Genomic DNA, 14,955 nt, shown 5'->3' on the forward strand with positions numbered 1-14,955 from the left:
CAGCCCCTCAAGGAATCCGTTGTCGATGAATCAGCCCGCCACCAAAGTCCTGGTCATTGGTTACGTCTGGCCAGAGCCCCGCTCTTCGGCCGCCGGCGGGCACATGATGCAGATTCTGGAGAGCTTCCTGGCCCAGGGCTGGGACATTACCTTCAGCAGCCCGGCCGTCACCGGCGAACACAAGGCCGACTTGCCTGCCCTGGGCATTCGCGAATGTGCGATTGAGCTGAATAACAGCAGCTTCGATGATTTCATCACCGAACTGGCCCCGGATATCGTGCTGTTCGACCGCTTCATGATGCAAGAGCAGTTCGGCTGGCGTGTGGAAAAATGCTGCCCGAATGCCCTTCGCGTGCTGGAAAGCTCGGACTTGCAAAGCCTGCGGGATGCCCGCCACCAGCGCCTCAAGGAGTTCTTGAAGGCTCAACCCGACGCTGATGACTTCAGCCCTTTGTTCAGCCCGGGCCTGAGCGCCGAATTCGACTACATGGCCGACACCGATGTGGCTAAACGCGAGATTGCGGCGATCTACCGCTGCGACATCAGCCTGATGATCTCCGATGTGGAAATCCAGCTACTGACCGAGCACTTCAAGGTACCCGCCGCCCTGCTCCACTGGTGCCCGCTGATGGTCGCGCCGCCCGCCCAGGCCTTCACGCCGTTCGAAGACCGCGCACACTTCCTGAGCATCGGCAATTTCCGCCATGCACCCAACTGGGATGCGGTGCTCTGGATGAAGAACAGCGTCTGGCCGCTGATCCGCCAGCAACTGCCCGGCGCTCAATTGCACGTGTATGGCGCCTATACACCGCCCAAGGCCACCGCGCTGCACAACCCGGCCCAAGGCTTTCATGTGATGAACTGGGCTGAAGACGCCTTGCAGGTAATGGCCGCCGCGCGGATCTGCCTGGCGCCGCTGCGCTTTGGCGCCGGGATCAAGGGCAAGCTGGCCGACGCGATGCTCTGTGGCACGCCCAGCATCACCACACCGATTGGTGCCGAAGGCATGGGCGAGCCGTGGCCCGGCGCGGTGGAGCACAGCGCCAGTGCGCTGGCGGCTGAAGCCGTTGCGTTGTACCAGGACGAAGGGCGCTGGACCCAGGCCCAGGAACACGGCCGGCAATTACTCGCCCGCCGTTATGCCCAGGACCTGCACGGCCCGGCGCTGGTGGCGCGCTTGGAGCAATGCCGCCACGAGTTGGCCGAGCACCGCCGCAACAATTTCACCGGCAGCATGCTGCGCCACCACTTGCACAAAAGTACCCAGTACATGGCGCAGTGGATCGAGGCGAAAAACCGCACCCTGTAGACACAGAGGCTGGCGAGGTGGCGCGCAAGGGGGCATTATCCTTTTCGCGACCACAATAAAGCGACGGCAGCATGACCCGAGCAGCGAGAATCACCGACCCTTCCTACGAGTTGATGGACGATCACAACGGTCTGTCCATCATCTATCGCCAACACGGCTTCCCATGCCCGCTGGTGCGCTGGCATTTCCACAAGGAATACGAGCTGCACCTGATCGTTGCCAGTTCCGGCAAGGTGTTCATCGGTGACTACATCGGCAACTTCTACCCGGAAAGCCTGTTCCTCACCGGCCCCAACCTGCCCCACAACTGGATCAGCCAGGTGGCTGAGGATGAAGTGGTGCCCAAGCGCGACATGCTGGTGAACTTCACGGATGACCTGCTCGAAGGCGGCTGCCATATTTTTGCCGAGCTCAAGACGCTCGCGCCATTGCTGGAGCGGGCGCAGTACGGCATCGAGTTTCGCTGCAAGAAGACCATTGCCCAGGCCATGACCCTGATGCAACGCATCGAGGACGCGCAAGGCATGGCGCGCCTGGGGCATTTCTTCATCCTGATGGAGGTACTCAGTGCCTGTGAGGACTATCAACTGCTCTCCGGCGTGACCACCCCGCAACTGGCGGACGAACACAGCATCGACCGCACCAACCGGGCGGTAGACTACATTTTTGCCCACTACGCGCGCGAATTGTCCCTGGAAGAGGTGGCCGAATACCTCGGCATGAAACCCACCTACTTCTCCCGCGTGTTTAAACAAGCCACCGGGCGCACCTTCATCGAATTCGTCAATCGCCTGCGCATCAGTAAATCCTGCGAACTGCTGGCCGATGGCGACAAAGCCGTGACCGATGTGTGCTTCGAGTCAGGCTTCAACAACATTTCCAACTTCAACCGCCGCTTCCAGCAGCTCAAGGGCATGACCCCCTCGCACTACCGACGCCTGGCAGTGCAGCGCTTGACCGAGCAAAACCTCGCCTGAAGAACAAACGCGGGCCCGCTTTCCTGTGGGAGCTGGCTTGCCTGCGATAGCGCCGTGGCTGACACACCGCCATCGCAGCCAAGCCAGCTCCCACATTTGCACCGTGTTTCCAGCGAAAATCCGCCGAGTGCAAAAAAGTATCAGTAAAAGTGCTCCCAAGGATTTGTCAGCGCGCCAATTGAAGGCTGTAATCAACGCACACTCTTCCAGCTGTCGTGGGAGACACAACAACAATAACTGTCCTTCTGTAGCCTCTGGGCGCAGAAATGGAGTGCGCGATGAAGTTCACAGCTAAAGCTCTGCTTGCCTGTACCTGCATGACCCTCAGCGCCGTCAGTCTTGGCGCGCAAACCCTGACCATTGCCACCGTCAACAACAGCGACATGATTCGCATGCAAAAGCTCTCGAAAACCTTCGAGACCGAGCATCCGGAGATCAAGCTGAACTGGGTGGTACTTGAAGAAAACGTGCTGCGCCAACGCCTCACCACCGACATCGCCACCCAGGGCGGACAGTTCGACGTGCTCACCATTGGCATGTACGAAGCAGCACTCTGGGGCGCCAAGGGCTGGCTGGAACCGATGAAGGATCTGCCTGCTGCCTACGACCTGGACGACGTTTTCCCATCCGTGCGTGACGGCCTTTCCGTCAAGGGCTCGCTGTACGCCCTGCCGTTCTACGCCGAAAGCTCCATCACCTACTACCGCACCGACTTGTTCAAGGACGCCGGGCTGACCATGCCTGAGCACCCGACCTGGACGCAGATCGGCGAGTTCGCCGCCAAACTCACCAACAAAGACAAGGAACAGTACGGCCTGTGCCTGCGCGGCAAAGCCGGTTGGGGCGAGAACATGGCGCTGATCACCACCCTGGCCAACGGCTACGGTGCGCGCTGGTTCGATGAGAAGTGGCAGCCGGAATTCAACGGGCCCGAGTGGAAAGACGCACTGAACTTCTACGTCGACAACATGAAAAAATCCGGCCCTCCGGGGGCTTCCAGCAACGGTTTCAACGAAAACCTGGCGCTGTTCAACAGCGGCAAGTGCGCGATCTGGGTCGACGCCAGCGTCGCCGGCTCGTTTGTGACTGACAAAACCCAAAGCAAAGTGGCTGACCACGTCGGCTTCACCTTTGCCCCTCACGAAAAAACCGAGAAAGGTACGTCGTGGCTGTACTCCTGGTCCCTGGGGATTCCAACCAGCTCCAAAGCCAAGGACGCCGCCAAGGTGTTTACCACCTGGGCCACGTCCAAGGAATACAGCCAGTTGGTCGCCAAGACCGACGGGATTGCCAACGTACCGCCAGGTACCCGCAAGTCGACCTACAGCGACGAATACATGAAGGCTGCACCGTTTGCCAAGGTGACGCTGGAATCGCTGAAAGTTGCCGACCCGAAAGACCCGTCCGCCAAGCCGGTGCCGTATGTGGGCATCCAGCTGGTGACCATCCCTGAATTCCAGGCGATTGGTACCCAGGTCGGCAAGTTCTTCTCCAGCGCACTGACCGGTGGCTCGACGGTGGACAAAGCCCTGGCAGATTCGCAGACGTTCACCGAACGCGAAATGAAGCGGGCCGGTTACCCCAAGTAAAGCGGTCTCACCACCGTAAATGCTTTATGTGGGAGGCTCTTGGTGGGAGCTGGCTTGCCTGCGATGCAGACACCTCGGTCTGTCAGTTAAACCGGGGGGATGCCATCGCAGGCAAGCCAGCTCCCACACAAGCCAGCTCCCACATTGACCGCGCTTCGACTCTCGCTCTGCATGTACCTGAATGGTCCTGATCACCATGAATACCACCACTGCCCAAGTGCAAACCGCTACGCCGGACAAGCCGCGTAAAAGCCGCTTGATCAACCCCGGCTGGTTCCTCGTCAGCCCCTCGGTGGCCTTGTTGCTGCTGTGGATGATCGTGCCGCTGGGCATGACGCTGTACTTCTCGCTGATTCGCTACAACTTGCTCTACCCCGGCGAAAACCAATTCGTGGGCCTGGAGAACTTCACCTACTTCATCACCGACTCGGGCTTCCTGCCCGGCGCCACCAACACCCTGTTGCTGGTGGGCAGCGTGTTGCTGATCAGCGTGGTGTTTGGCGTACTGATCAGCGCGCTGCTGGAGGCCAGCGAGTTCTTCGGTCGCGGCCTGGTGCGGGTATTGCTGATTTCACCGTTCTTCATCATGCCCACCGTCGGTGCGCTGATCTGGAAGAACCTGATTTTTCATCCGGTGTCGGGGATTCTCGCCTACGTGTGGAAGCTGTTCGGCGCCCAGCCCGTGGACTGGCTGGCCCACTACCCGTTGCTGTCGATCATCATCATTGTGTCCTGGCAGTGGCTGCCCTTCGCGATCCTGCTGCTGATGACCGCCATGCAGTCCCTCGACCAGGAGCAAAAGGAAGCCGCACGCCTGGACGGTGCCGGCGCCATCGCGATCTTCTGGCACCTGACCCTGCCGCACCTGGCGCGCCCGATTGCCGTGGTGGTGATGATCGAAACGATCTTCCTGCTCTCGGTGTTCGCCGAAATCTTCACCACCACCAACGGTGGCCCCGGCTACGCGTCGACCAACCTCGCCTACCTGATCTACAACCAGGCGCTGGTGCAGTTCGATGTGGGCATGGCCTCAGCCGGCGGCTTGATTGCCGTGGTCATCGCCAATATCGCGGCGATCATCCTGGTGCGGATGATCGGCAAAAACCTGACTGACAAGCCTTGAGGGCCGCGCCATGACGCTTCAACAATCCCGCCGCCTGCAAAGCGTGTTGCTCGGTACCCTGGCCTGGGCCATCGCGATCCTGATCTTCTTCCCGATCTTCTGGATGGTGCTGACCAGCTTCAAGACCGAAATCGACGCGTTCGCCACCCCGCCGCAGTTCATCTTCACGCCGACGCTGGAGAACTACCTGCACATCAACGAGCGCAGCAACTACTTCAGCTACGCCTGGAACTCAGTGCTGATCTCGTTCAGCGCCACTGCCTTGTGCCTGCTGATCTCGGTACCGGCCGCCTACTCCATGGCTTTCTACGAGACCAAGCGCACCAAGGGCACGCTGCTGTGGATGCTCTCCACCAAGATGCTGCCGCCGGTGGGCGTGCTGATGCCGATCTACCTGCTGGCCAAGACCTTTGGCCTGCTGGATACGCGCATTGCGCTGATCATCATCTACACCCTGATCAACCTGCCGATCGTGGTCTGGATGGTTTACACCTACTTCAAGGACATCCCCAAAGACATCCTCGAAGCCGCCCGCCTGGACGGCGCCACCTTGTGGCAGGAAATGGTCCGGGTGCTGCTGCCGATCGCCAAGGGTGGCCTGGCTTCCACGGTGTTGCTGTCGCTGATCCTGTGCTGGAACGAAGCGTTCTGGTCGCTGAACCTGACCTCGTCCAACGCCGCGCCGCTGACCGCGTTGATCGCCTCTTACTCCAGCCCCGAAGGTTTGTTCTGGGCCAAATTGTCTGCCGTGTCGACCCTGGCCTGTGCACCGATCCTGATCTTTGGCTGGATCAGCCAGAAACAGCTGGTCCGCGGCTTGTCCTTCGGCGCCGTGAAATAACCGCCAAACCACACCTCTGCAGGAGCCGGCTTGCCGGCGATGGCGGCCTCAAGGTCGCCGCAAGGCTCAAGGCCTCATCGCCGGCAAGCCGGCTCCTACATAACCTGTTTGGCTCTAGCGAATAACAACAAGCGGAGGCCCATCATGGCCAACCTGAAAATCAAGAATCTGCAAAAAGGCTTCGAAGGTTTCTCCATCATCAAGGGCATCGACCTTGAAGTGAACGACAAGGAATTCGTGGTGTTCGTCGGCCCGTCAGGCTGCGGCAAGTCCACCCTGCTGCGCTTGATTGCGGGCCTGGAAGAAGTCAGCGAAGGCACCATCGAACTGGATGGCCGCGACATCACCGAAGTGACCCCGGCCAAGCGTGACCTGGCGATGGTGTTCCAGACCTACGCCCTGTACCCGCACATGAGCGTGCGCAAGAACATGTCGTTTGCCCTGGACCTGGCCGGCGTCGACAAGAAGATTGTCGAGAGCAAGGTCAACGAAGCGGCACGTATCCTGGAGTTGGGCCCGTTGCTTGAGCGCAAACCCAAGCAGCTGTCTGGCGGCCAGCGCCAGCGTGTGGCGATCGGCCGTGCGATTGTGCGTAACCCAAAGATCTTCCTGTTCGACGAACCACTGTCCAACCTCGACGCCGCCCTGCGCGTGCAGATGCGCCTGGAACTGTCGCGCCTGCATAAAGAACTGCAAGCCACCATGATCTACGTAACCCACGACCAGGTCGAAGCCATGACCCTGGCCGACAAAGTGGTGGTGCTCAACAGTGGCCGCGTGGAACAGGTGGGCTCGCCGCTGGAGCTGTACCACCAGCCGGCCAACCTGTTTGTCGCGGGCTTCTTGGGTACGCCGAAAATGGGCTTCCTCAAAGGCAAGGTCACCCGCGTGGATGCGCAGGGCTGCGAACTTGAACTGGACGCCGGCGGCCGTATCAGCCTGCCCTTGAGCAGCGCGACCTTGAGCGTTGGCAGCGCGGTGACCCTGGGCATTCGCCCGGAGCACCTGGAAATCGCTTCCCCCGGCCAGGCCACCCTGACCGTTACCGCCGACGTCGGCGAGCGCCTGGGCAGCGACACGTTCTGCCACGTCATCACCGCCAGCAAAGAGCCGTTGACCCTGCGTATCCGTGGCGACATGGCCAGCCAGTATGGCGAGACCCTGCAGCTGCACCTGGACCCGACCCAATGCCATCTGTTCGACGCTGACGGCGTGGCCGTGGCCCGCCCACTGCGCGCCGCCGCCTGATTTCGCGAGAATTTCCCGATGAAACTGAACAAGCAAAACCTCACGCAACTGGCGCCAGAAGTGCAACTGCCAGCCTATGCGATTGCCAACACCAGCCAGGGCATCGCGCACATCGGCGTCGGCGGGTTCCACCGCGCCCACCAGGCGTACTACACCGATGCCTTGATGAACACCGGCGCGGGCCTGGACTGGAGCATCTGCGGTGTCGGCCTGCGCGCTGAAGACCGCAAGGCCCGGGACGACCTGGCCGGCCAGGACTACCTGTTTACCCTGTATGAGCTGGGCGACACCGACGACACCGAAGTGCGCGTCATCGGCTCCATCAGCGACATGCTGCTGGCCGAAGACGGCGCCCAGGCACTGATCGACAAGCTGGCCAGCCCAGAGATTCGCATCGTCTCGCTGACTATCACCGAAGGCGGCTACTGCATCGACGACAGCAACGGCGAGTTCATGGCCAACCTGGCGCAGATCCAGCATGACCTGGCCAACCCGGGCTCACCGAAAACCGTGTTCGGGTTTATCTGCGCAGCGTTAACCCAGCGCCGGGCAGCCGGGGTGGCGGCATTTACCGTGATGTCCTGCGATAACCTGCCCCACAACGGCGCCGTGACCCGCAAGGCGTTGCTGGCCTTTGCCGCGCTGCATGACCCTGACCTGCATGCGTGGATCAAGGCCAATGTGAGCTTCCCGAACGCCATGGTCGACCGGATCACACCGATGACCAGCACCGCGCACCGCCTGCAGTTGCACGACGATCACGGCATCGATGACGCCTGGCCGGTGGTCTGCGAACCGTTTGTGCAGTGGGTTTTGGAAGACAAGTTCGTCAACGGCCGCCCGGCATGGGAGACGGTGGGCGTGCAGTTCACCGATGACGTGACGCCCTATGAAGAGATGAAAATCGGCCTGCTCAACGGCAGCCACCTGGCGCTGACGTACCTGGGCTTCCTGAAGGGCTATCGCTTCGTCCACGAGACCATGAACGACCCCTTGTTCGTCGCGTACATGCGCGCCTACATGGACCTGGACGTCACGCCTAACCTGGCGCCAGTGCCGGGTATCGACCTGACCGAGTACAAGCAGACCCTGGTCGACCGCTTCTCCAACCAGGCGATTGCCGACCAGTTGGAGCGTGTGTGTTCCGATGGCTCATCGAAATTTCCCAAGTTCACGGTACCGACCATTAACCGCCTGATTGCCGACGGGCGCGAGACCGAGCGCGCTGCACTGGTCGTCGCGGCATGGGCGCTGTACTTGAAAGGCGTGGACGAGAATGGTGTGATCTACCGCATTCCGGATCCCCGCGCCGAGTTTTGCCAGGAGTTGGTGACCGAGGACACATTGATCAGCAAACGACTGCTGGGCGTAGAGGAGATTTTTGGTACGGCTATTCCCAATTCACCCGCGTTTGTGGCAGCGTTTGAGCGGTGTTTCGAGAGCCTGCAGGATGTGGGTGTGAGTAAAACGCTGGAGCGGCTGCTCGCCAATATCAACTGACGGAACCGAATCAAACTGTGGGAGCTGGCTTGCCTGCGATAGCGGTGTATCAGTCACAGCATTACGGACTGAACAGGCGCCATCGCAGGCAAGCCAGCGCCCACATTGATCGCATTCCACATCCCTAATGTGTTGAGCGACCTACCATGACCCAGCAAAACCTTTACCTCGGCATCGACTGCGGCACCCAGGGCACCAAGGCCATCGTGCTCGACGCCAGCAGTGGCAAAGTCCTGGGCCTGGGCGCTGCCAGCCACACGCTGATCAGCGGCGCCAACGGCCGCCGCGAACAGCACACCCAGGAATGGCTGGACGCCTTTACCGAAGCCACCCACCGCGCCTTGCAACAGGCCGGCGTGGACGGCCAGGACATCCTCGCCATCGGCGTCTCCGGCCAGCAACACGGCCTGGTGCTGCTCGATGACCAAGGCCAGGTGCTGCGCCCCGCCAAGCTGTGGTGCGACACCGAAACCGCCCCGCAAAACGCTCGACTGCTGCAACACCTGGGCGGCGAAAGCGGTTCCCTGGAACGCCTCGGCGTGGCCATCGCCCCGGGTTACACCGTGTCCAAGCTGCTGTGGACCCGCGAACAACACCCACAGGTTTTCGCGCGCATTGCACATATCCTGCTGCCCCACGACTACCTCAACTACTGGCTTACCGGCCGCGCCTGCGCGGAATACGGCGACGCCTCGGGCACCGGTTATTTCAACGTTCGCACCCGCGAATGGGACCTGGCACTGCTGCGCCATATCGACCCCGAAGGACGCCTGGAAGCCGCACTGCCGGAGTTGATCGAGGCCAACCAGCCCGTGGGTACGATCCTGCCCGCCATCGCCGAACGCTTGGGTATCAACCCGAATGCGCGGGTGTCCAGCGGCGGCGGCGACAACATGATGGGCGCCATCGGCACCGGCAATATCGCCCCCGGCGTGATCACCATGAGCCTCGGCTCATCGGGTACCGTGTATGCCTTCGCCGAGCAGGCCAACGTGAGCCCGCAGGCGTCGGTCGCAACCTTCTGTTCGTCCAGCGGCGGCTGGCTGCCATTGATCTGCACCATGAACCTGACCAACGCCACCGGGGTCATCCGCGAGCTGTTCGGCCTGGACCTGGAGGCCTTCAACGCGCTGGTGGCCGAGGCCCCGATTGGCGCCGACGGCGTCTGCATGCTGCCGTTCCTCAACGGCGAACGGGTGCCCGCCCTGCCCCACGCCACTGGCAGCTTGCACGGCTTGACCATGACCAACCTGACCCGCGCCAACCTGTGCCGCGCCGTGGTCGAAGGCACCACCTTCGGCTTGCGCTACGGCCTGGACCTGTTGCGCCAGACCGGCCTGCAAAGCCAGAGTATCCGGCTGATTGGCGGCGGCTCGAAAAGCCCGGTGTGGCGGCAGATGGTCGCCGATATCATGAACACCGAAGTGGTCTGTACCGAACAAAGCGAAGCCGCCGCCCTGGGCGCGGCGATCCAGGCGGCGTGGTGCCAGTCCGGTGAAAGCCTGGCGCAGCTGTGCCAGCGCTGCGTCAGCGTCGACCCGGCCAGCCGCACGGTGCCCGACGCCGGCAGCGTCAGCGCTTACCAACACGCTTATGAGCGTTATCAACAGCACGTGGCATCCCTATAAGAGCGAACGAATATGTATTTGGTATGTGGTGAAGCGCTGTTTGATTTTTTCAGCGAGGACGATGCCAGCGGCAAGGCGTCCAGGGTCAATTACAAGGCGATTGCCGGCGGCTCGCCGTTCAACGTCGCGGTAGGCTTGCGTCGCCTGGGAATCGATGCGGGCTTTTTTGCCGGCATCTCCGACGACTATCTGGGCCGGCGCCTGTTGCAGGTGCTCAAGGATGAAGGCGTGCGCGAAGATTTCCTGCTGGAGTTCGCCGCACCGACCACCCTGGCAATGGTTGCCGTGGGCGCCAACGGCTCACCGCAATACAGCTTTCGCGGTGAGGGCTGCGCCGACCGCCAGTTACAGCTTGAACACTTGCCGGTGTTGGGCGACGACGTGCGTGGCATACACATCGGATCATTCTCGCTGGTGGTACAGCCGATTGCCGACACCTTGCTGGCCTTGGTCCGCCGGGAAAGCGGCAAGCGCCTGGTCAGCCTCGACCCCAACGTGCGCCTCAACCCGCAGCCGGATATCGACCTGTGGCGTACGCGGGTGGCCGAATTGGTCAGGCATGCCGACCTGATCAAGGTCAGCGACGAAGACCTGCACCTGCTGTACCCCGGCCAAGCACCCGAAAGTATCCTGCAAGAGTGGTTGCAGCACCGTTGCCAACTGGTGTTCCTGACCCGTGGGGGCGACGGCGCGACGGTGTTCAGTCGCCAGCATGGCAGTTGGTCGGCGCCCGCGGTCAAAGTCGTCATGGCCGATACCGTGGGGGCAGGCGATACCTTCCAGGCCGCGTTGATTGCCTGGCTTACCGAGCAACAACTGGACTCGGTACAGGGCCTGCAACAGCTGACCCGCGAGCAGATCCAAGACATGCTTGCCTTCGCCATTCGTGCAGCAGCGCTCACCTGCGGCAAGACCGGTCCGGACCTGCCCTATCGTCATCAGCTGGACTGACGAGGACCATATACAAACCAATATGCCACTATGTAAGCCACGCATCACGTGGCTTACAGCCCGGGTGTCACCCGTCCGAAAAACCTGCGGTGTATAAAAAACTGTACTAGACACAAGTTACGTGCAGTTTTTTATAATAAAAGCAGGACAGAACCATGGGCAATAAACGGACTTTTCGAACCCCCGCCGTTTTAGCTGTCGGCATTATCTCTCTACACTCCCTCGCCCCTCAGTATGCCCAGGCGGCTTGCGTGCTCACCCCGGGCCCGGGCAACGATGCCTATACCTGTGACAGTGGCAACAGTCCTACCGGCCTTACTGACCTTGCCGGCAATAACACCCTGACCCTGCCCACAGGCGGCACCGGCACCATCAGCGGCAACATTATCTTCGGCGCCGGCACCGACTTCGTCGACATGAACTCCGGGCGCATCGTGGGGAGTATTACCCAGGGCGACGGTGCCGACCGCTTCCAGATCAGCGCGGGCACCGTGACCGGTGCCGTTTCCCAGGGCAACGGCATCGATGATTTCGTAATGAGCGGTGGGCAGATCCAATCCTTGGCTCAGGGCGACGGCCGCGATACGTTCCTGATGACCGGCGGCACCATCGTCGGCGCTTTCGAAGATGGCGACGTAGCCAGGCAAACCGCTGGCACTATCGGCCGGGTCGACATGAAGCTGGACAACAATATCTATGACATGTCCGGCGGCGCGATCCTGGGCAACCTCGTGACGGGTTTCGGGACCGATACCATCATCGTCTCCGGCGGCAGCATCGGCGGCAATATCAGCACCAGCGGTGGCAACGACAGCATTACCATCAGTGGCGGCGTGATCAATGGCGAGATCCGCGCCAGTGTCGGCAATGACACACTCAACTGGCTCAACGGCGGCCAGATCAAATCCGCGGTACTGATGGGCGATGGCGACGACACTGCCCTGCTCACCGGCCTTAACGAAACCCTGCTCGCCACCACGCCCTCGATCGACGGTGGCCTGGGCAACGACCAACTGACGTTTGACAACACCACATCCAGCACCGCCGCGCGCTATATCGGGTGGGAGACGGTCAACCTCAACAACAACTCACGCTTGGACCTGGCCGGCGACTTTTTCCTCGGCGACAGTGCCAGCAACACCGGCACCTTCAACATCGATGGCAGCAGCACCCTGAGCGTGACTCAAGGCAGTATCCGCCCCTATACCGCAGGTTCCCTGGCCACCCTCAACAACGCCGGCACCATCGACATGACCACCCGCAGCAACAGCGCCACCGATACGTTGACCGTGTATGGCAACTACGTCGGCAACAATGGCCAGTTGTGGCTGCAATCGGTACTCGGTGATGACAGCTCTGCCAGCGACAAGCTGGTGGTGTCGGACGGGACCATCAGCGGGCATACCCAATTGGCCGTGACCAACCTCGGCGGCGCGGGCGGCTTTACCCAAAACAACGGGATCGAGGTGGTGCAGGCGCTTAACGGGGCCGTCAGCAGCACGGACGCCTTTGCCCTGAAAGGCCCGGTGTCTGCAGGGGCTTACGAATACCTGCTGTTCAAGGGCGGTGTGACGGCGGGCACCGAAAACAACTGGTACCTGCGCTCGTCAGTGGTCGCCGTGCAACCGCCGGCGGTGCCACCAACGCCACCAACACCGCCGGTGATCGTGCCGGTGCCTCCGATCCCGCCGGTGCCGCCCGTGGTGGCACCGGATGAGCCACCTGTGGAACCACCCACCTCGCAACCCGTCGCGCCGGTCGAGCCCCCTGCTCCACCGCCCAGCCAGGTCGCGGCGGCCAATTCGCCGGAATCGGCGGCGAGCAACCCGGTACTGCCCACAGCCGTCGCCGGGGCCGAGCCGATTGCGTTGTATCGCCTGGAGGTGCCGGTGTACTCGGTCGTCGTGCCGGCGGCGCAGTTGATGACGCTGCAGGCGCTGGGCACCTTCCATGACCGCCAGGGCGAACAAAGCCTGCTCAGTGAAACCGGGGCGGTACCGGCGGGCTGGGGCCGCGCCTATGGCAGTGACTTCAACAAAAGCTGGTCGGGCACGGTGTCACCGAGCTTCGACGGCTCCATCAAGGGCTATCAAGTCGGCCATGACCTCTACGCCTCAGAAACCAACGGCGGGCAGATCCAGCGGTTCGGCCTGTTCGTCGGCCAGAGCCGTCTGCAAGGGGACATCAAGGGGTTTGCCGAAGGCTTCCAAAACCGGCGCTCCGGGCGCGTCAAGCTGGACGGTGACAACTTCGGCGCCTACTGGACCCTCACCGACCCCAAAGGCTGGTACGTGGACCTGGTGGCCATGGGTACACGCTTGGACGGTGACAGCAAATCCGAGCGTGGCGTGAAGATCGACAACAAGGGCCATGCCCTGGCCCTGTCAGCAGAGGCCGGCTACCCGATTACCGTTTCCGAACACTGGGTGGTGGAGCCGCAGGTGCAGGTGATCAACCAGCAGATAGACATGGACAACCAGCACGACGGCATCTCGAAGGTCTCATTCGACTCCCAGGACTACTGGACCGGCCGCCTGGGCGCACGCCTGAAGGGGCGTTACCTGATGCAGAACACTCCCATCGAACCGTATGTACGGGCCAATGCGTGGCGCACCTTCGGTGGCAGCGACACGGTGACCTACGATGACGTGGACCGGATCAAGACCGACCACAAGTCATCCACCGCCGACCTCGGCGTGGGCGTTGTCGCCAGGCTGTCGTCCACCATCAGCGTTTCCCTGGCGGCGGACTACAGCACCCAGCTGGACAGCAACGCCCAGGAGGGTTTCGGCGCTAACGTAGGGGTACGCGTGAGCTGGTAGGCTCACCCCTCCTTGGGGCAGGTGACTGAACGGGCGACGATGGCACCCACCACCGCGCCCACTATCGGCGCTACCCAGAACATCCACAGTTGCATCACGTATTCACCCCCGGCGAACAACGCCGGCCCGGTGCTGCGAGCCGGGTTGACGGAAGTATTGGTGACGGGAATGGATACCAGGTGAATAAGGGTCAGCGCCAGGCCAATCGCAATGGGCGCAAAGCCCGCCGCCGAGCCGGGGCCTGTGACACGCATGATGATGAACACAAAAAAGAACGTCGCGACGGCTTCAACCACCAATGCCGCCAGCAGGCTGTACTGCCCCGGGCTCAGTTGGCCATAGCCATTGGCGGCAAAAGCACCCATTTCAAAGCCTGGTCGGCCGCTGGCAATCAGCGCCAGCACGGCGGCGGCCACAATCGCACCGGCGACCTGGGCAATGATGTAAGGCACCACGTCAACGCCTGCCACCCGACGGCCAACCCACAGGCCAATGGTCACCGCCGGGTTGAAGTGCGCGCCGGAAATACCGCCCACCGCGTAGGCCATGGTCAGCACCGTCAGGCCAAAGGCCAGGGCCACACCGGCAAAGCCAATGCCCAATTCCGGAAACGCTGCCGCCAGTATCGCGCTGCCACAGCCGCCGAAGGTCAACCAGAACGTTCCAAGAAACTCTGCTGCGATTTTCTTTTGCAAACTCGACTCCGCCTTTTACACACGCCATCCGATTGATGGACCCGTGGGCGACGGTAGCAAGCAGGCCCACCCGCCCCGTATCGGACTTTTCCGGATTGTGTGCGACCTTGGCGGATACGCTGAAGATGAAGCTTTTGTCAGTAAAGCCTCACTTAATCGATGGTTAATCCCCCGGGACGAGAGTTGAATCGACCGCACTCGCACGGCTTTGGCCGTTGCCCAGGGCGGCCGCGGCTTATCACTCTGATGAGCCTGCGAACGACTTGCGGAGA

Annotated in this window: 11 protein-coding genes; 10 read left to right on the plus strand and 1 reads right to left on the minus strand. The window is 61.7% G+C overall.

Annotated elements, in window-relative coordinates; translation table 11 throughout:
- Positions 1-25 precede the first annotated feature (25 nt).
- From ACZRN6_RS08640 to ACZRN6_RS08685, 10 genes are all read left to right on the plus strand, one after another.
- Positions 26-1,309, plus strand: coding sequence for a glycosyltransferase (locus tag ACZRN6_RS08640; RefSeq protein WP_464007710.1), 1,284 nt, complete (start codon positions 26-28; stop codon positions 1,307-1,309).
- Between the two features lie 71 nt (positions 1,310-1,380).
- Positions 1,381-2,286 (plus strand): AraC family transcriptional regulator, encoded by a 906-nt coding sequence (locus ACZRN6_RS08645; RefSeq protein ID WP_322145399.1) that lies wholly within the window; start codon positions 1,381-1,383, stop codon positions 2,284-2,286.
- A 278-nt stretch (positions 2,287-2,564) separates the two neighbouring features.
- Positions 2,565-3,875: an ABC transporter substrate-binding protein gene (locus tag ACZRN6_RS08650; RefSeq protein WP_322145400.1), complete on the plus strand. Its 1,311-nt coding sequence runs from the start codon at positions 2,565-2,567 to the stop codon at positions 3,873-3,875.
- A 196-nt stretch (positions 3,876-4,071) separates the two neighbouring features.
- A complete protein-coding gene (locus tag ACZRN6_RS08655; protein ID WP_003215314.1) occupies positions 4,072-4,998 on the plus strand; it encodes a carbohydrate ABC transporter permease in 927 nt (308 codons plus the stop codon).
- Positions 4,999-5,008: 10 nt separating this feature from the next.
- Positions 5,009-5,839, plus strand: a complete 831-nt coding sequence (locus ACZRN6_RS08660) for a carbohydrate ABC transporter permease (RefSeq protein ID WP_088424302.1) — start codon at positions 5,009-5,011, stop codon at positions 5,837-5,839.
- Between the two features lie 144 nt (positions 5,840-5,983).
- Positions 5,984-7,087, plus strand: coding sequence for an ABC transporter ATP-binding protein (locus ACZRN6_RS08665; RefSeq protein WP_322145402.1), 1,104 nt, complete (start codon positions 5,984-5,986; stop codon positions 7,085-7,087).
- Between the two features lie 18 nt (positions 7,088-7,105).
- Positions 7,106-8,587 (plus strand): mannitol dehydrogenase family protein, encoded by a 1,482-nt coding sequence (locus ACZRN6_RS08670; RefSeq protein WP_464007711.1) that lies wholly within the window; start codon positions 7,106-7,108, stop codon positions 8,585-8,587.
- A 146-nt stretch (positions 8,588-8,733) separates the two neighbouring features.
- Complete coding sequence (gene xylB / locus ACZRN6_RS08675; RefSeq protein WP_464007712.1) at positions 8,734-10,215, plus strand: xylulokinase; 1,482 nt, start codon at positions 8,734-8,736, stop codon at positions 10,213-10,215.
- A 12-nt stretch (positions 10,216-10,227) separates the two neighbouring features.
- Positions 10,228-11,166 (plus strand): carbohydrate kinase family protein, encoded by a 939-nt coding sequence (locus tag ACZRN6_RS08680; protein WP_464007713.1) that lies wholly within the window; start codon positions 10,228-10,230, stop codon positions 11,164-11,166.
- A 155-nt stretch (positions 11,167-11,321) separates the two neighbouring features.
- The gene (locus ACZRN6_RS08685) at positions 11,322-13,988 is read left to right on the plus strand and encodes an autotransporter family protein (protein WP_464007714.1); all 2,667 of its coding nucleotides are present in this window, start codon (positions 11,322-11,324) and stop codon (positions 13,986-13,988) included.
- Positions 13,989-13,990: 2 nt separating this feature from the next.
- Here the strand turns inward: ACZRN6_RS08685 and aqpZ are convergent, their stop codons facing one another.
- A complete protein-coding gene (gene aqpZ, locus ACZRN6_RS08690) occupies positions 13,991-14,683 on the minus strand; it encodes an aquaporin Z (RefSeq protein ID WP_322145407.1) in 693 nt (230 codons plus the stop codon).
- Between the last annotated feature and the right edge of the window lie 272 nt (positions 14,684-14,955).

It is taken from the genome of Pseudomonas sp. A125 (genome assembly GCF_055409485.1).